This is a genomic window from Aeromonas sp. QDB18, assembly GCF_027705325.1.
GTDB lineage: Bacteria > Pseudomonadota > Gammaproteobacteria > Enterobacterales > Aeromonadaceae > Aeromonas > Aeromonas caviae.
In genome coordinates this window covers 1-16,842 of the sequence record NZ_JAPDBQ010000090.1, presented here as the reverse complement: position 1 = coordinate 16,842, position 16,842 = coordinate 1, and the positions used below count along the sequence as shown (strand labels likewise).

Annotated in this window: 16 protein-coding genes; 7 read left to right on the top strand and 9 right to left on the bottom strand. The window is 58.3% G+C overall.

Annotated features, from left to right (window positions below; translation table 11 throughout):
* Positions 1-578: 578 nt before the first annotated feature.
* Genes OKC30_RS13875 through repC form a run of 3 tightly spaced genes read left to right on the top strand, consistent with a single transcriptional unit; the run spans position 579 to position 2,599 of the window.
* The gene (locus OKC30_RS13875; protein ID WP_042878469.1) at positions 579-914 is read left to right on the top strand and encodes a helix-turn-helix domain-containing protein; all 336 of its coding nucleotides are present in this window, start codon (positions 579-581) and stop codon (positions 912-914) included.
* A complete protein-coding gene (locus OKC30_RS13870; RefSeq protein WP_320653553.1) occupies positions 901-1,773 on the top strand; it encodes a helicase RepA family protein in 873 nt (290 codons plus the stop codon). The genes OKC30_RS13875 and OKC30_RS13870 overlap by 14 nt, the downstream gene beginning before the upstream one ends.
* A complete protein-coding gene (repC, locus tag OKC30_RS13865) occupies positions 1,760-2,599 on the top strand; it encodes a replication protein C, IncQ-type (protein WP_080602781.1) in 840 nt (279 codons plus the stop codon). The genes OKC30_RS13870 and repC overlap by 14 nt, the downstream gene beginning before the upstream one ends.
* 201 nt (positions 2,600-2,800) lie before the next feature.
* On the opposite strand, the gene OKC30_RS13860 is transcribed toward repC, so the two are convergent.
* The 9 genes from OKC30_RS13860 to OKC30_RS13820 all read right to left on the bottom strand — a co-directional run bounded on the left by OKC30_RS13860 (position 2,801) and on the right by OKC30_RS13820 (position 10,378).
* Positions 2,801-3,940 carry a site-specific integrase gene (locus OKC30_RS13860; protein ID WP_017410485.1) on the bottom strand — a complete coding sequence of 380 codons (1,140 nt, stop codon included), beginning with the start codon at positions 3,938-3,940 and terminating at the stop codon, positions 2,801-2,803.
* Between the two features lie 162 nt (positions 3,941-4,102).
* The gene (gene mnmE / locus OKC30_RS13855; RefSeq protein WP_010672278.1) at positions 4,103-5,464 is read right to left on the bottom strand and encodes a tRNA uridine-5-carboxymethylaminomethyl(34) synthesis GTPase MnmE; all 1,362 of its coding nucleotides are present in this window, start codon (positions 5,462-5,464) and stop codon (positions 4,103-4,105) included.
* Between the two features lie 109 nt (positions 5,465-5,573).
* Positions 5,574-7,220: a membrane protein insertase YidC gene (yidC, locus tag OKC30_RS13850; RefSeq protein ID WP_010672279.1), complete on the bottom strand. Its 1,647-nt coding sequence runs from the start codon at positions 7,218-7,220 to the stop codon at positions 5,574-5,576.
* A 5-nt stretch (positions 7,221-7,225) separates the two neighbouring features.
* Entirely contained in the window at positions 7,226-7,474 is a 249-nt protein-coding gene (yidD, locus tag OKC30_RS13845) for a membrane protein insertion efficiency factor YidD (RefSeq protein ID WP_010672280.1), read from the bottom strand.
* The gene (gene rnpA / locus OKC30_RS13840) at positions 7,441-7,800 is read right to left on the bottom strand and encodes a ribonuclease P protein component (protein WP_010672281.1); all 360 of its coding nucleotides are present in this window, start codon (positions 7,798-7,800) and stop codon (positions 7,441-7,443) included. Before rnpA ends, yidD begins: the two co-directional genes overlap by 34 nt.
* Positions 7,800-7,934, bottom strand: a complete 135-nt coding sequence (gene rpmH / locus OKC30_RS13835) for a 50S ribosomal protein L34 (protein ID WP_005307156.1) — start codon at positions 7,932-7,934, stop codon at positions 7,800-7,802. The genes rnpA and rpmH overlap by 1 nt, the downstream gene beginning before the upstream one ends.
* Positions 7,935-8,203: 269 nt before the next feature.
* Positions 8,204-8,938 (bottom strand): amino acid ABC transporter ATP-binding protein, encoded by a 735-nt coding sequence (locus OKC30_RS13830; RefSeq protein WP_010672282.1) that lies wholly within the window; start codon positions 8,936-8,938, stop codon positions 8,204-8,206.
* A gap of 12 nt (positions 8,939-8,950) precedes the next feature.
* On the bottom strand, positions 8,951-9,619 hold the full coding sequence (locus OKC30_RS13825) for an amino acid ABC transporter permease (RefSeq protein WP_010672283.1): 669 nt from the start codon (positions 9,617-9,619) through the stop codon (positions 8,951-8,953).
* Entirely contained in the window at positions 9,620-10,378 is a 759-nt protein-coding gene (locus OKC30_RS13820) for an amino acid ABC transporter substrate-binding protein (protein WP_039040644.1), read from the bottom strand.
* A gap of 310 nt (positions 10,379-10,688) precedes the next feature.
* On the opposite strand from OKC30_RS13820, the gene dnaA reads away from it, so the two are divergent.
* The 4 genes from dnaA to gyrB all read left to right on the top strand — a co-directional run bounded on the left by dnaA (position 10,689) and on the right by gyrB (position 16,760).
* Entirely contained in the window at positions 10,689-12,059 is a 1,371-nt protein-coding gene (gene dnaA, locus OKC30_RS13815) for a chromosomal replication initiator protein DnaA (RefSeq protein ID WP_039040645.1), read from the top strand.
* An 83-nt stretch (positions 12,060-12,142) separates the two neighbouring features.
* Positions 12,143-13,246, top strand: a complete 1,104-nt coding sequence (gene dnaN, locus OKC30_RS13810; protein WP_039040646.1) for a DNA polymerase III subunit beta — start codon at positions 12,143-12,145, stop codon at positions 13,244-13,246.
* A gap of 2 nt (positions 13,247-13,248) precedes the next feature.
* Entirely contained in the window at positions 13,249-14,352 is a 1,104-nt protein-coding gene (recF, locus tag OKC30_RS13805) for a DNA replication/repair protein RecF (protein ID WP_010672287.1), read from the top strand.
* Positions 14,349-16,760, top strand: coding sequence for a DNA topoisomerase (ATP-hydrolyzing) subunit B (gene gyrB, locus OKC30_RS13800; RefSeq protein ID WP_041214183.1), 2,412 nt, complete (start codon positions 14,349-14,351; stop codon positions 16,758-16,760). The genes recF and gyrB overlap by 4 nt, the downstream gene beginning before the upstream one ends.
* Positions 16,761-16,842: the final 82 nt, after the last annotated feature.

The following is a 16,842-nucleotide window of genomic DNA, read 5'->3' as shown; positions in this document are numbered from 1 at the left end:
AGGCAGAGAAAATCCAAGCAAAACAACACGTTAGACGGTATTATTAATTCGCTTGCCGCTTAAGGTTCTGTACATGAACAAGCGCTGGGAACGGTATGGGAGTTATTGACTGCTAGGGGAGGGAATTAAGCTGGCCGCGCCCTCCGAAGAGGACGGGGCCGTAACTCCTTCTACGCTGACGCCAAAGGCTGGTAGATGAGATGCGCAAAGTGTAACGGTTACCCCGATGATTAGCAACCGACCGGCTGTATGGCGAAGTAATAAGGCGTGTATGCCGACACAAAGACAGATTCAAAAAAACAACCCCGGCGTAAGTTGCAAAGCAACCAAGAGGCCGGGGTCATGTTGCGGGCAACCTTAAAGAGACGCCCTCTTTCAGTCAAACATTCTTACCCCATTTTGTGACGGATCTGGTGGAGCCTGATGACTTTACTGGCAGTTTCTCGCCAAAATTTCACATGTGAAAATTTTCCAGAAAACGCTGTAAGTGCCCATTTTGGGCACTTACAGCGCTCTGTATTTCGTTAGGTCCCCGGTACGCTTTGCATGTTGATGTTTGTTACAGGGAGATCATCTGCATGCGTGAGCAAAATCCGTCAGTTTACAGCGATCCAAACGGGATAATTCTGAAAGAGCTGTATGAGCTGAAACGGCTGGTGATCCAGCAAGGGCAGGGGCAGAAGGAGGTGATTTCTGCCGAGGAGTGTGCCGAGTTGCTGGGGGTTTCTGTCAGCTATGTGTACCGGCTGACCAGTGAAAAGCGTCTGCCGCATTACAAGCCACAAGGCAAAAAGATCTACTTTAAGCGCGTTGAGCTGCTGGACTGGCTGCTCTCCCACCGCATTTCACCGGACGCCGAACTCACTGAGCATGTAACCAAGCGTGTGCGGCAAGCTAGCCATGGGCGGTTGTGAGGTGGGTATGACACAGGATCTGATTACATCTCTCTGCCCCCAGGATCTCCGGTCGGCTTTTATTGAACCTCCGAAACCCCTCGATTTTGTCCTCCCGGGGCTGCCTGTTGGCTGCGTTGGTGCGTTGGTGTCACCGGGAGGGGTGGGCAAATCGATGTTGGCATTGCAACTAGCAATGCAGATATCCGGTGGGCCGGATTGGATTGGGCTTGGCAATCTGGGCAGGGGGGCTGTGCTCTACCTGCCTGCTGAGGACCCTTGGCCTGTACTGCACCAGCGCTTGTTTGCCTTGGGCGGAGGCCTTGATGCTGAACTTCGTGCCAACGTTGAACGAGACCTTCGTTTGATATCGCTTCAGGGAGCCAGTCCGAATGTGCTGGATAGCAATTGGTGGGAAGCGATTGCTATGTGGGCTGAGGGGGTCAGGTTGGTGGTTATCGATACACTGAGACGCTTTCACGATGCTGATGAGAATGCAGCCTGTGCTATGACACTGGTGCTGGGTCAGCTGGAACGGCTGGCCATGCTGAAGGGATGCGCTGTGTTGTTTGTACACCACACCAGCAAATCCGCAGTTTTCCAAGAGGCTGGCGATCTGCAGCAGGCAAGCAGAGGTTCGTCGGTACTGGTGGACAACATTCGCTGGCAGGCCTATCTCGCCACTATGACCAAGAAAGAGGCGCAGCAGCTGGGCGTATCGGTAGAGAAGAGCCAGCTTTACGTGCGGTTTGGGGTAAGCAAAAGCAATTATGGGCCGCCACTACCGGAGCGCTGGCTGGAGCGGAAGGAAGGTGGCGTGCTGTACCCCGCTGGTTTGGACGTAATACGCCAGGCTGGAGGCAAACGTGTCTTGCTTTGAATTGACCCATGCCCGGCACGACCATATGCACTGCCTTGCTCCCGGGTTGTTTAGGGCGATCTCGCATGGCCAACGCCGCCGTGACAAGCTGGAGGTGATTTACCGTTTGGATAACGGTAATCAGATTGAGTTTTCTGGGCCAGAGCCCTTGGGGGCTGACGATTTGCGCGTACTTCAAGGGTTGGTTGCCCTAGCTGGGCTTGAATCAGAAAGTGGCAAGATTGGGCTTATTGCGAGTGGTGAAACCGGAGAGATATTACGAGACCTACTTCAGCTGCGTGGGATTGCCAACCAGCAGGATGTCTTGGTAGTCAAAAGCAGCTTGCGCAAACTGGCCAAGGAGATTGGTTACGCAAACCCTCGTGACACCAATACGGTGCGTCGCATTGTCGAGCGGTTGTGGAAGGTATCGGTAATAGCACAGGTAGCAGGCTTGCGTAGTGGTTTTCGTCTGCTGGCGAACTATGCCAGCGATCCCCTGACCGATAGGCTCTTTGTGGCGCTTAATCCATTGCTGACCAATGCCATATTGGGTAATGGCCGATATACCTATATCGATCTGGCTGAGGTACGGCAACTGCGTAGTAGCACTGCCCGGATATTGCATCAGCGGCTTTGTGCCTGGATTGATTGTGGCCGCAGCAAGCCAGTAGGTTTAGATAAACTGGTCTCTTACGCTTTTACTGATAAGTCCAGCGCGGCCACCAACCGAAAGCGGCAATCGCGAGTTCGCAAGGCGCTGTATGAACTGGCTGAACTGGGTTGGTCAATCAGTGAACATGCCAAGGGGCGGTTTACCATCGGCCGGCCTGCACTATCACGATAACGGTCACAAACTATCACGAAAGTGGTCACAAAGTTCACGATAACGGTCACAAGCCAATTCAGTGAAACCCAGTTACCGCTTGGGCTGCAGGGCGATCCTGAAATCCGATCTATATTATCTAAGATAATCTAGGCCAGCGCATGGTTGCGCTGGCCTATTTGTTGGCTCTTCCTGGCTATGATCTCGTCGAGGGTGCTTCTATCACCCCAAGACATTGGGGAAATCGAGCATGGCATCTCGGCGCCGCGATTCAAGAATGTCGGCGTAGATTTCGGTGGTTCTCAGCTCACTGTGCCCCAGCAAGCGGGAGAGGGCATAGATATCGACGCCTCGGTTAAGCTGGATGACGGCGAAGGTATGACGCGCGCTGTGGAAGGTGACCTTCTTGGTTATACCCGCCTGCAACGCCCACCGGGTGAGCTCCATGTTGTGCCAAGCCGAGTACTTGAGGCCCTTGAAGATCCGCTCTGTTGCCTTGCCTGGGCGCCCCATCAGCTGCATCGCCATGTCATTCAAATCCAGGTATTGCAGGCCGCTGGTCTTTTTCTGGGTGAAGACGATACGGTAATGGCCATAGAAGGGCTCCAGCTCGGCCCAGGTCAACTTGTGAATGTCGGACCAGCGCAAGCCAGTGCAACAAGAGAACAGAAAGGCGCGCTTAAGAACGTCGTAGCGGCACTCGGCTTGGGCCAGGGCTCGCACCTCGTCTTCGGTCAGGTAAACCCGTTTGTTCTTCTCCCCCTGGATAGCTTTGACACGTCGTACCGGATTATCCGGTAGCAGCCGTTCCTGCTCAGCCTGGTTCAGGGCCGCCCTTAACTTGTTGAAATAGGCACTCTGGGTGTTGCGGCTCAGTGGTGTGCCGCTTTTGGTGCGGGCTTTGTGCATCAGGTAATGCCGAAAACCCTCCAGGAACAGCTGATCTACTTCCTCGAAAGTCAGCTCCGGCAGCTTATGGTACTGGCGTAAATGCTTGAGGGCTGATATCCAGATGGAATGGTTGCTCTTGCTGCCTGCCGCTTTTTGGTCTGTAACCTCCTGGAAATACTCGAAGAAGCTGGCCTTGTAGGCGTTCGAGAAATCCAGATGGTGTTTACCGGTCTCGTACTCGAAGAGTCGCTTGGCGCGGATGGCTTCGGCTGCTCGCTGGGTTTCTTTGTTGTGGAGCCGCTGTGCTGGGGTACGCGGCTTGTCGTATAGGAAGAGATCCAGGGGCTCTCTGCTGCGTTTGTGCTTGCGGATGCCCGTGGTTGGTTCAAGGTAGGAGCCGGCGTAATAGGTTAAGCGCAGAGCGCGCTTGCCTTCGGCGTCAGGTTCGCGTAATTCGATGCTGATCTTCATAATTGTCCCCCGAAAGTACCCCGAGAGGTTACTTTGGGGTACTCTCGGGGTAAATTCTCACGAAACAAGATCAGGCAAGAATAGCCAGTAAAAAACAAAGTCCAATATTTACAATGCCTTATGTTCTCACTGGCTGCTTTTTATTGCTGATTTTTCACCACATTACTTGCCGATGCAGAAGCTGGAGAAGATGCGGCCCAGCAGATCGTCGGAGCTGAACTCGCCCGTGATTTCGGACAGGGACTCCTGGGCCAGGCGCAGCTCCTCGGCCACCAGTTCGCCAGCCACATAGACCTCAAGCTGCTCCCTGGCTACCAGCAGCCGCTCGGCTGCGCGCTCCAGTGCGTCCAGGTGGCGGCGGCGGGCCATGAAGCCCCCCTCGGTATTGCCCTGGAAGCCCATGCAGGCCTTGAGGTGCTCGCGCAGGGCGGGCAGCCCCAGCTCGGTCTTGGCGGAGATGCGATAGACGGCGTGGCCCTGCTCCTGGCTCGGTGCCAGATCCTCGCCGGTCAGGTCCGCCTTGTTGCGCACCACGGTGAGGCCGATGTTTTTTGGCAACCGATCAACGAATTCCGGCCAGATGTCGTGGGGATCGACGGCATCCGTGGTGGTGCCGTCCACCATGAACAGCACCCGGTCGGCCTGTTCGATCTCGGCCCAGGCACGCTCGATGCCGATCTGTTCCACCTTGTCCTGGGTATCGCGCAGGCCCGCGGTGTCGATGATGTGCAGCGGCATGCCATCCAGATGGATGTGCTCGCGCAGCACGTCGCGGGTGGTACCGGCGATCTCGGTGACGATGGCGGACTCGCGGCCTGCGAGGGCGTTGAGCAGGCTCGATTTACCGGCGTTGGGGCGACCGGCGATCACCACCTTCATCCCCTCTCGCAGCAGGGCACCCTGCTTGGCCTCGCCGCGCACGTCGTCCAGCTCGGACATGATGGCGTAGAGGTCACCCGCCACCTTGCCGTCGGAGAGAAAGTCGATCTCTTCATCCGGGAAGTCGATGGCCGCTTCCACATAGATGCGCAGCCGGGTGAGGCTCTCCACCAACTGCTGAACCTTGCCGGAGAACTGCCCCTGGAGGGAGTGCATGGCGCTGCGGGCGGCCTGCTCGCTGGAGGCTTCGATGAGATCGGCGATGGCCTCGGCCTGGGCCAGATCCAGCTTGTCGTTGAGGAAGGCGCGCTCGCTGAACTCGCCCGGGCGGGCGGGGCGGATGCCGTCGATCTGCAGGATGCGGCGGATCAGCATGTCGAGAATGACGGGGCCGCCATGGCCCTGCAGCTCCAGTACGTCTTCGCCGGTGAAGCTGTTGGGGGCCTTGAACAGCAGGGCTATGCCCTGATCCAGCGCCTGGCCCTGCTCGTCCCTGAACGGCAGATATTCGGCATAACGCACCCTGGGGAGCTTGCCGAGCACTATCTCGGCGACCCGCTCGGCGGCAGGGCCGGAGACGCGGACTATGCCGACGCCGCCACGGCCGGGGGCGGTGGCCTGGGCCACGATGGTATCTGTTGTCATCTTGCTTGACTCGCTGGTTGGCTGAATGAGTAAGAGGGTGGGGGACATTGTAATAAAAAAGGCGGCCCGAAGGCCGCCTCTTTTGTCATCAGGAAAGATGGGCTGCGCATCAGTTGCGTGAGTGCAGGCCTTTCTTCTCCAGCTGACGATAGATGATGGTCTGCTGGATGATGGAGATGACGTTGCTCACCAGCCAGTACAGAGTCAGACCTGCCGGGAACCAGAGGAACATGAAGGTGAAGATGATCGGCATGAACTGCATCACCTTCTGCTGCATCGGGTCCGTGATGGTGGTCGGGCTCATCTTCTGCAGATACCACATGGAGGCACCCATGAGGATTGGCAGCACGAAGAAGGGGTCCTTCACCGACAGGTCGGTGATCCACAGGGCGAACGGCGCGTGGCGCAGCTCGACAGACTCCATCAGTGCCCAGTAGAGGGCGATGAAGATGGGCATCTGTACCAGGATGGGCAGGCAGCCGCCCAGCGGGTTGACCTTCTCCTTCTTGTACAGCTCCATCATGCCCTGGGACATCTTCTGGCGATCGTCACCGAAGCGTTCCTTGAGCGCAGCCAGCTTGGGCTGGAGCATGCGCATCTTGGCCATGGAGGTGTACTGGGCCTTGGTCAGCGGGAACATGATGCCGCGCACCAGCAGGGTCAGCATGATAATGGCCAGACCCCAGTTCTGGACGAAACCGTGGAACACGGTCAGCAGCCAGTGCAGCGGTTGGGCGATGAACCAGAGCCAGCCGTAGTCGACGGTCAGATCCAGGTGGTTTGCCACCTTGGCCATCTGATCCTGCAGCTTGGGACCGATCCACAGCTTGCCGCTCACCTCGGCCTGCTGGCCGGCAGCGACGTCAACCAGCGGCGCCTTGTAGCCGATGATGGCCTGGTCCTTGCCCGGGATCACGCGGCTGTAGAAGCTGTTGGTGTCGTTGGCATTCGGGGCCCAGGCAGAGACGAAGTAGTGCTGCAGCATGGCGACCCAACCACCCTGGGTGGTCTTGTTCAGGTCGGCATCCTTCATCTCGTCGAAGGTGTACTTCTTGTAGCGGGAGTCTTCGCTGGAGAAGGCACCACCACGGTAGGCACTGGCCACCATGGCATGACCTTCCTGATCCTTCGGCGTGGTCATGGTCTGCTTCAGCTGACCGTAGAACTGTACCTGGACCGGCTCGGCAGACTTGTTGTCGATCTTGTAGTCGACGCCCACGGCGTAATCACCGCGCTTGAGCACGAACTCCTTGGTGAAGACCACACCCTTGCTGTCGGTCCAGGTCATCGGAACGACGACTTGATCCTGACCATCGGCCAGCTGATAGCTGGTCTGGGCGGCTTCATAGGTAGGACGACCCTGGGCCTGGCTGTCCGGACCATTGCGACCGACCAGACCGCTCTGGGCCACATAGAGGTGGGCAGGCTGGCTGGTCAGCAGGGTGAACGGCTGTTCCTTGCCTTCTTCCAGCTTGTGTGCCAGCAGTTCGGCAGAGACGATGTCACCGCCCTGGGTATCCAGGGTCAATTTGAGCACGTCGGAGGAGACGGTGATCAGCTTGCGCGCGGCGTTACCATTTGCTTGCTCGGAAACCTGAGGAATATCACCGGTCTGACCGGCTTCAGGTACGAAATGTTCGGTTTGGGCCACGGTAGTCGGGGCCGGCTTCGGAGCCTTGTCGGACTCCCACTGTTGCCAGAGCAAGAAGCTCACGAACAGCAAACCGATCAGGAGTAAATTGCGTTGTGATTCCATAGTCTTCAGTTTCTTCGCTTTGGTTGCGGAACCGGGTCATAACCACCCTCGGATAAGGGATGGCATTTTAATAGACGTTTGCTGGCTAACCAAACGCCTTTTATGAAACCGTGAAGTCGGATTGCTTCTATCGCAAATTGGGAACAAGTCGGGGTGAAACGGCAGCGCGGCCCGAGCAGGGGACTAATGATTAGCTGATACAGGCGTATCAGTTTGATTGCTACCCATTGCAACGGCGTGACAGAGTGCGCCATAGCTTTTCCAGTAACTTGAACAGCGCTTCGTTGTCCATCTCCTTCACGCCACCCTTGGCGATCACGACGATGTCGATAGCGGGCAGATTGGCTTGATTGAGGCGAAAACTTTCCCGAACCACTCGTTTTACACGGTTGCGCCAGACGGCACGCTTGAGCGCCTTTTTGGGCACGGCGAGGCCAAGACGGGGGTGTTCGAGGGAGTTGGGGCAAGCAAGAAGCGTAATTTGCGGAGAAGCGGCCCGGACAGGCTCGGCGAAAACGCGTTTGAAGTGTTCGGGAGTTAACAGACGTAACTCCCGAGAGAAGGTGTGCTGGGTAGGCATTAGACTACCAGGCGGGCACGACCCTTGGCACGACGAGCGGCCAGAACTTTGCGGCCGTTGGCAGTAGCCATGCGAGCGCGGAAACCGTGAGAGCGCTTGCGCTTCAGGTTGGACGGTTGAAAAGTACGTTTCATGATTCGATTCCGTATTTCTGTACAGTTTTGATTGTCACACTTAGCCGACGCGCCAGCTATAGCGTGTGACGACTAGCAAAAGAGGCCGAATTCTAAACAGAGTTCAGCTTCTCGTCAATCCGCCGTTCCTTTCCATCTCGCCCCGTTCGTCGACCGAGCGGGATAATCTGGCAGGATCCGGAGGATCAAGGGCCCCGAATTATACTGGCAACCCGGGGTTAAACAAGGATCCCTCAAGAAAAAAGGCGGCCAGGCCGCCAAAGAGAGAGCTATTTAAGTACTTTGCGCAGGAACTCCCGGGTACGGGGATCCTGCGGATCGACCAATATCTGATCCGGCGGCCCCTGCTCCACGATCCGGCCTCCTTCCATGAAGATCACCCGATCGGCGACATCACGGGCAAACTCGATCTCGTGGGTCACCACCACCATGGTCTGGTGCTGGCGGGCGAGCTGCTTCATCAGGCCCAGCACCTCGTCGACCCACTCGGGATCGAGGGCGGAGGTGGGCTCGTCAAACAGGATCACCTTGGAGTGGGCCGCCATGGCCCGGCCGATGCCGACGCGCTGTTGCTGGCCGCCGGAGAGGGAGGCCGGGTAGGCATCCTGTTTCTCGGCGAGGCCGATGTCCTTGAGGATGCCCAGGGCAGTGGCACGAGCCTCCGCCTTCGGCTGCTTCCAGACGGTGATCAGCCCCTCGGCGATGTTGTCCAGCGCCGTCTTGTTGGCGAACAGGGCGTAGTTCTGGAACACGAAAGAGGCGCGTTTGCGCAGTTCGATGGCCTGCTGGTCGCTGGCCTTGGCCAGATCCACGGCGAGGTCATCGATGACGAGCCGCCCTGCATCCGGGGTTTCCAACAGGTTGAGACAGCGCAGCAGAGTCGACTTGCCGGTACCGGAAGGACCGATGATGACGACAATCTCCCCCTTCTTTACCTCAAGATCGATGCCGTTGAGCACCTGATTTCCGTCATAGGCCTTGGAGAGACCCGTTAGGTTGATCATGACAGGCCTCCTTTAATAAGCACGGTTCAGCCGCACTTCCAGCAGATGCTGCAAGCGGGTGAAGAAGATGACCACCACCCAGTAGATCAGCGCCACCGCCATGAAGCTCTCGAAGAACTTGAAGGAGGAGGCCGCTTCCATCTGGGCCTTGCCCATGATCTCCGCCACTCCCAGGGTAAACGCCAGGGAGGTGCTCTTGATCATGTCGATGAAGTAGTTCATCAGCGATGGTGTCGCGATGCGGGCAGCCTGGGGCAGGATGATCCGCTGCATCGCCTGCAGCCGGCTCATGCCGATGCTGAGGGCGGCTTCCATCTGGCTCTTGTGGATGCCGAGAATGGCTGCCCGGATCGACTCGGCCATGTAGGCGGCAAAGTGCAGGGTCAGGCCGATGATGGCGGCGGTAAAGGCATCCATCCCCACGAAGATGGGGAAGAGCTGCGGCAGCCCGTAATAGAGCAGGAACAGCTGGACGAGCAGCGGTGTACCCCGGAAGAACGAGATATACAGCATCGCCAGCCAGTGAAGTGCGGGAACGCGAAACACCCGTACTATCGCCAGGATCAGCGACAGTACGAGTGCCAATACGAATCCCCACAGGGCCATTTCCATCGTGGTGCCCAGGTATTTGAGCAGGATGGGAAACAGCCCTAGCGTGTACTCGAGGTCAAATTCCATCATTTATTTGCTGGTGATGTCCGCTGCGAACCATTTTTCGGAGATTTTGGTCAGGGTGCCGTCTTTGCGCATGGCGGTGAGGGCATCGTCAACCTTTTTCAGCACGGCCTGCTTTTCCGGGGTCTTCAGGAAGGGCAGGGCGTTCTCGATGGTTTCGAACGGTGCACCAGCCTGTTGCAGCGGCAGCTTGGATTCCTTGATCAGCTGGGCGGTGGAGACGCGGTCCATCACGAAGGCGTCGATGCGGCCCAGGGCGACATCCTGCTCGAAGGCGGAGTCATAGGTACGGATATCGATCTTCTTGTTGGGGTCGTTCTTGCGCAGCAGCTCTTCGAAGTTGGAGCCCAGGTTGACGGCGACTTTCTTGCCTTCCAGGTCTTTGATGCCGTGGATGGTGTTGTTGCCCTTGCGGACCACGATCTGAGCACCGTCATAGACATAGGGCTGGGAGAAGGCGTACTTGGCCTTGCGCTCGTCGGTGATGGTGATCTGGTTGGAGATGGTGTCGACGCGGCCGGTTTCCAGCATGCCGAACAGGCCGGAGAAGCTGGCGGTCACGAACTCGACCTTGTAGCCGGTGCGCTCACCGATCTGGTTCCACATGTCCACCTCGAAGCCCTGCAGCTTGTCCTGCTTGACGAAGGTGAACGGGAAATATTTGCCGGACATGCCGACCTTGATGGTTTCCTGGGCGATGGCCTGGCCGGACAGGCTGGCCAGCAGAATGGCGGCGCCGGAAATCAGTTTGATGGTGGATTTCATGGGGATTCCTCTCTCTGTAGTGCTGTATTTTTAGTTGTAATCACGGGTTGGCGCTGATGTTATTGGAATAAAATATAAAAAATAAATGATATTTGGTTATATAAAATAACTATGGTTGCAGCGCGCCATTCTGTCCACATTGCCGATATCCGGCTGTGGGTAACTTTGGGGATGAAATGGGATCCTGGGGCGTTGGATCCTTGAAAGTCAAGGATCTTATTTGCTGGATCCGTGCGGCAGCAACTGGAGATCCGGCCACTAAAAACGTAGAATAGCCGGTCTTTACTTAATCAATTGACGGGAGTCTAGAGTGACTGCTTCGCTATGGCAGCAGTGCCTTAACCGGCTGCAAGATGAGTTGCCCTCGGCAGAATTCAGCATGTGGATCCGGCCGCTTCAAGCGGAGTTGAGTGACAATACTCTGACCCTGTATGCACCGAACCGCTTTGTTCTGGACTGGGTACGCGACAAGTACCTGCTCCGGGTCAACGGCATCATCAACGAGCTGTGCGGAGCCGACGCTCCCACCCTGCGTTTTGATATCGGCAATCGCCCTCATCCCGTCGCGGTCGCCAGGGCGCCGGCCCGTGGTGTCGATCCTGTGAATAACTCTCCCAAGAGCTGGGAAAACAAGGCCGAAAACAAGCCCGAGCCAAACCACAAGAGCAACACCAACGTGAACTATACCTTCGAGAATTTCGTCGAGGGTAAGTCCAACCAGCTGGCCCGTGCGGCCGCCCGTCAGGTGGCCGACAATCCGGGTGGTGCCTACAACCCGCTGTTCCTCTATGGCGGAACCGGCCTGGGCAAGACCCACCTGCTGCACGCCGTTGGCAATGCCATCAAGGATCGCAAGAAAGACGCCAAAGTCATCTACATGCACTCCGAACGGTTCGTGCAGGACATGGTGAAGGCGCTGCAGAATAACGCCATTGAAGAGTTCAAGCGTTATTACCGTAGCGTCGATGCCCTGCTCATCGATGACATCCAGTTCTTCGCCAACAAGGAGCGCTCCCAGGAGGAGTTCTTCCACACCTTCAATGCCCTGCTTGAAGGCAACCAGCAGATCATTCTGACCTCGGACCGCTATCCGAAAGAGATCAACGGGGTGGAAGATCGTCTCAAGTCCCGCTTCGGCTGGGGGCTCACGGTGGCGATCGAGCCGCCCGAGCTGGAGACCCGGGTTGCCATCCTGATGCGCAAGGCGGACGAGAACCAGATCCATTTGCCAGACGAAGTGGCCTTCTTCATCGCCAAGCGGCTTCGCTCCAACGTCCGTGAACTGGAAGGCGCCCTCAACCGGGTGATCGCCAACGCCAACTTCACCGGCCGCGCCATCAACATCGACTTCGTGCGCGAGGCGCTGCGCGATCTCCTGGCCTTGCAGGAGAAGCTGGTCACCATCGACAACATCCAGAAGACGGTGGCGGAGTATTACAAGATCAAGCTGGCGGATCTGCTCTCCAAGCGTCGCTCCCGCTCCGTTGCTCGCCCGCGCCAGCTGGCGATGGCGCTGGCCAAGGAGCTGACCAACCACAGCTTGCCTGAGATAGGGGATGCCTTTGGTGGCCGTGACCACACCACGGTTCTTCATGCCTGCCGCAAGATCGAGCAGCTGAAGGAAGAGAGTCACGACATCAAGGAAGACTATTCCAACCTGATCCGTACCCTTTCTTCCTGATAACGGAACGGAGTGCACAGATGCAGATTGCATGTTCCAGCCTGATCCGAATCCTTTCCTCCCAATAACAACGGAGAGCACAGATGCAGCTCGAAATTAGCCGTGAGGCCCTGTTACGTCCCCTGCAACTGGTGTCCGGTGCCCTGGGTGGCCGGCCGACCCTGCCCATCCTCGGCAACGTCCTGCTCGATGTCAGCAATGGCCTGCTGTCGCTGACCGGGACCGATCTCGAGGTGGAGATGATCGGACAGGTCTATCTCAACAGCGACAGCCAGGATGGCCGCACCACAGTGCCGGCGCGCAAGCTGCTGGACATCTGTCGCGGTCTGCCGGAGGGGGCGGAGATCCGTCTCAGCACCGAGGGAGAGCGCCTCATCATCCGTTCCGGCCGCTCCCGCTTCAACCTGTCGACCCTGCCGGCGACCGAATACCCGAACATCGAGGATTGGGAATCCGTGCTCGAGTTCGACATCAGCCAGCTGGAGCTGAAAAAACTCATCGACGCGACCCAGTTCTCCATGGCGAGCCAGGACGTGCGCTACTACCTGAACGGCATGCTGTTCGAGAGCGAAGGCCACGGCCTGCGTACCGTGGCGACGGACGGTCACCGGCTGGCCACCTGCCGCCGCGAGGTGGTGGGGGAATCGCTGCCCGATCATCAGGTCATCCTGCCGCGCAAAGGGGTGCTGGAGCTGGTGCGCCTGCTGGAAGCGGAAGACAAGCCGGTAAGGCTGCAAGTGGGCCGCAGCAATCTGCGCGCCGCCCTGGATGGCTTCATTTTCACCTCCAAGCTGGTGGATGGCCGTTTCCCGGACTGGCGCCGCGTCATCCCGAGGGGGAGCGACAAGGCCCTGATCGCCGGTCGCGAGGATCTGCGCCAGGCCTTTGCCCGTGCCGCCATCCTCTCCAACGAGAAATTCCGTGGGGTGCGTCTCAATCTGCAGGAAAACCTGCTGCGCATCACCGCCAACAACCCGGAACAGGAAGAAGCCGAAGAGCTGCTTGACGTACAATACGCCGCTGGCGAGATGGAGATCGGCTTCAACGTCTCCTATGTGCTGGACGTGTTGAATACGTTAAAATGTGACCAAATCCGGATCAGCCTGAGCGATTCCATCAGCAGCGCCATTATTGAGGATTTTGAGAACCAAGATGCCCAGTATGTGGTGATGCCGATGCGGATCTAGTCGTGTCCCTGGTCAAACTCCAGCTCAGCGACTTTCGCAACATTCAGCACGCCAGTCTCGCGCTGTCTCCCGGCCTCAATATCCTGGTCGGGAGCAACGGCAGCGGCAAGACCAGCGTGCTGGAAGCCATTCATTACCTTGGTCTCGGCCGCTCGTTTCGTACCCATTTGACCGGGCGGGTCATCCGCCAGGGCGAGCGGGCCTTTACCCTGTTTGCCCAGTGCGAGCTGGAGGGGCGTCAGGTGCCCATCGGGCTTGCCAAGGACAAGGGGGGCGAAACCCAGCTCAAGATCGCCGGTGCCCAGGCCCAGCGCCTGGCCGATCTGGCGGAGCTGTTGCCGGTACAGTTGATCCACCCCGATGGTTTCAGCCTGCTGACCGGTGGGCCCCAGGCCCGCCGTGCCTGGCTCGACTGGGGTGTTTTCCATCAGGAGCCGACCTTCTTCTCCCTCTGGGGGCGGGTGCGTCGGCTGTTGAAGCAGCGCAATGCCTTGCTGCGCCAGAGCACCCAGTATCGTCAACTGGCGTTCTGGGATCAGGAGCTGGTGCGACTGGGTGGCGAGCTGGCGGGGTTTCGCGCCAGTTATTGTCAGGCCATTACGCCCCTGATCAAGGAGATGACGGCAGATTTTCTGCCGGAGTTCGATATCAGTCTTGGATTCTATCGAGGCTGGGAAAAAGACACTCCCCTCGATGCATTGCTGGAGGCGGGGTTCGAACGGGATCGTTCGCTGGGGTACACTGGGGTCGGTCCGCAGAAGGCGGACGTGCGGCTCAAGGCGAACGGCGTGCCCGCGCAGGATATTTTGTCCAGGGGTCAGCTGAAGTTGCTGGTCTGTGCCATGCGGCTGGCCCAAGGGCTCTATTTGAATCAACATAGCAGCCGCGGCTGTATTTTTTTAATTGATGATTTTGCCTCTGAACTGGATGTCGACAAACGTCGTCTGCTGGCCGCAAGGCTGAAGCAGTGCGCGTCCCAGGTGTTCATCACCGCCATCGATACCGGTCAGCTCGCAGACATGATGGATGCGAGTGACTGCAAGCTGTTCCACGTGGAACAAGGCAAGATCTCCGAAACGTTAGAGAAGGCAGAGAGTAAGCTATGAGTGAAAATACTTACGACTCCTCGAATATCAAGGTGCTGAAGGGCCTGGATGCGGTCCGCAAGCGCCCGGGGATGTATATCGGCGATACGGACGATGGATCGGGCCTGCACCACATGGTGTTCGAGGTCGTCGACAACTCCATCGACGAGGCTCTGGCTGGCTACTGCTCCGATATCCAGGTCAAGATCCATTCCGACGGCTCCGTCTCCGTGCGCGACAACGGTCGCGGCATTCCGGTGGACATCCACCCGGAAGAGGGCCGCTCCGCCGCCGAAGTCATCATGACCGTGCTGCACGCAGGCGGCAAATTCGATGACAACTCCTACAAGGTGTCCGGCGGTCTGCACGGTGTGGGTGTCTCCGTGGTGAACGCGCTTTCCGACAAGCTGCTGCTGACCATCCGCCGCAACGGTCATGTCTACGAGCAGACCTATCACCTGGGCGAGCCGCAGGCACCCCTCAAGCAGATTGGTGACAGCACCGGCACCGGGACCGAAGTTCGCTTCTGGCCGAGCCCGACCATCTTCAGCGACACCCTGTTCCACTACGAGATCCTGGCCAAGCGTCTGCGCGAGCTCTCCTTCCTCAACTCCGGCGTCTCCATCCGTCTGATGGACGAGCGTGATGGGCGCGAGGCGCACTTCTGCTACGAAGGGGGCATCAAGGCCTTCGTCGAGTACCTGAACCAGAACAAGACCCCGATCCACCCCAAGGTGTTCCACTTCACCACAGAGCAGGACGGCATCGGTGTCGAAGTCGCCATGCAGTGGAACGACGCCTATCAGGAAGGGGTCTACTGCTTCACCAACAACATTCCGCAGCGGGATGGTGGTACCCACCTGGTGGGCTTCCGTACCGCGCTGACCCGGACGCTGAACAACTACATGGACAAGGAGGACTACAGCAAGAAGGCCAAGTCCGCCGCCAGTGGTGACGACGTCCGTGAAGGTCTGATTGCCGTTATCTCCGTCAAGGTGCCTGATCCCAAGTTCTCCTCCCAGACCAAGGACAAGCTGGTCTCGTCCGAGGTGAAGACCGCCGTGGAACAGGCGATGGGCGAGAAGCTGGCGGACTTCCTGCTGGAAAACCCGGGCGATGCCAAGATCGTGGTCAACAAGATCATCGATGCGGCCCGTGCCCGCGAAGCGGCCCGCAAGGCCCGCGAACTGACCCGCCGCAAGGGCGCGCTGGATATCGCCGGTCTGCCCGGCAAGCTGGCGGACTGTCAGGAGAAAGACCCGGCGCTCTCCGAACTCTACATCGTGGAAGGGGACTCTGCTGGCGGCTCCGCCAAGCAGGGTCGCAACCGGAAGAACCAGGCCATCCTGCCCCTCAAGGGTAAAATCCTGAACGTGGAGAAGGCCCGTTTCGACAAGATGATCTCCTCCCAGGAGGTGGGCACCCTGATCACCGCCCTGGGCTGTGGCATCGGTCGCGACGAGTACAACCCGGACAAGCTGCGCTATCACAACATCATCATCATGACGGATGCGGACGTCGATGGTGCGCACATCCGTACCCTGCTGCTGACCTTCTTCTATCGTCAGATGCCGGAAATCATCGAGCGTGGCTATGTCTTCATCGCCCAGCCGCCGCTCTACAAGGTGAAGAAGGGCAAGCAGGAGCAGTACCTGAAAGACGAAGACGCATTGTTGCAGTACCAGACCGCCATGGCGCTGGACGGTGCGACCCTGCACGTCAACGAGTCTGCCCCGGCCATCGGTGGCGAGGCGCTGGAGCGTCTGGTCAACCAGCATCGCGCCGTGACTCACCTGATCACCCGCATGTCCCGTCGTGCCCCGGAAGCCGTGCTGACCCAGCTGATCTATCAGCCTGAGTTGAACGAAACCCTGCTGGCCAGCGAGAGCGATCTGCTGGCCTGGTGCCAGAGCATGGAGGCCGTGCTCAACGAGAGCAACCACGGCATCCAGTACCAGATGCAGGTACGCCACGATGAAGAGCGCCGTCTGTTCGTGCCGCACGCAGTGGTACGCCAGCACGGGGTCGACCGCGAATACCCGCTCAGCTACGACTTCCTGCAATCCTCCGAGTACCGTCAGCTGGTCTCCCTGGGCAAGGAGATCGCCAACCTGATCGAGGAAGGCGGTTACATCAAGCGTGGCGAGAAGGTGAAGCCGGTCGCCAGCTTCGTTGAAGCGGTCGAGTGGCTGATGGGCGAAGGCAAGCGTGGCATCTACATCCAGCGCTATAAAGGGCTGGGGGAGATGAACCCGGAGCAGCTGTGGGAAACCACCATGGATCCGGAAGCCCGTCGCATGCTGCGTGTCACCATCGACGATGCGGTCGGCGCCGACCAGCTCTTCTCCACCCTGATGGGTGACGCCGTAGAGCCCCGTCGCGACTTCATCGAGACCAACGCCCTGCGGGTTGCCAACCTCGACGTCTAATAGACTGTATGGAGATGGTATTCACCTGACAGTTGCCCACAAAAGGGAGTGGTCATACGGCTTCAAACCGGATAACAAAACG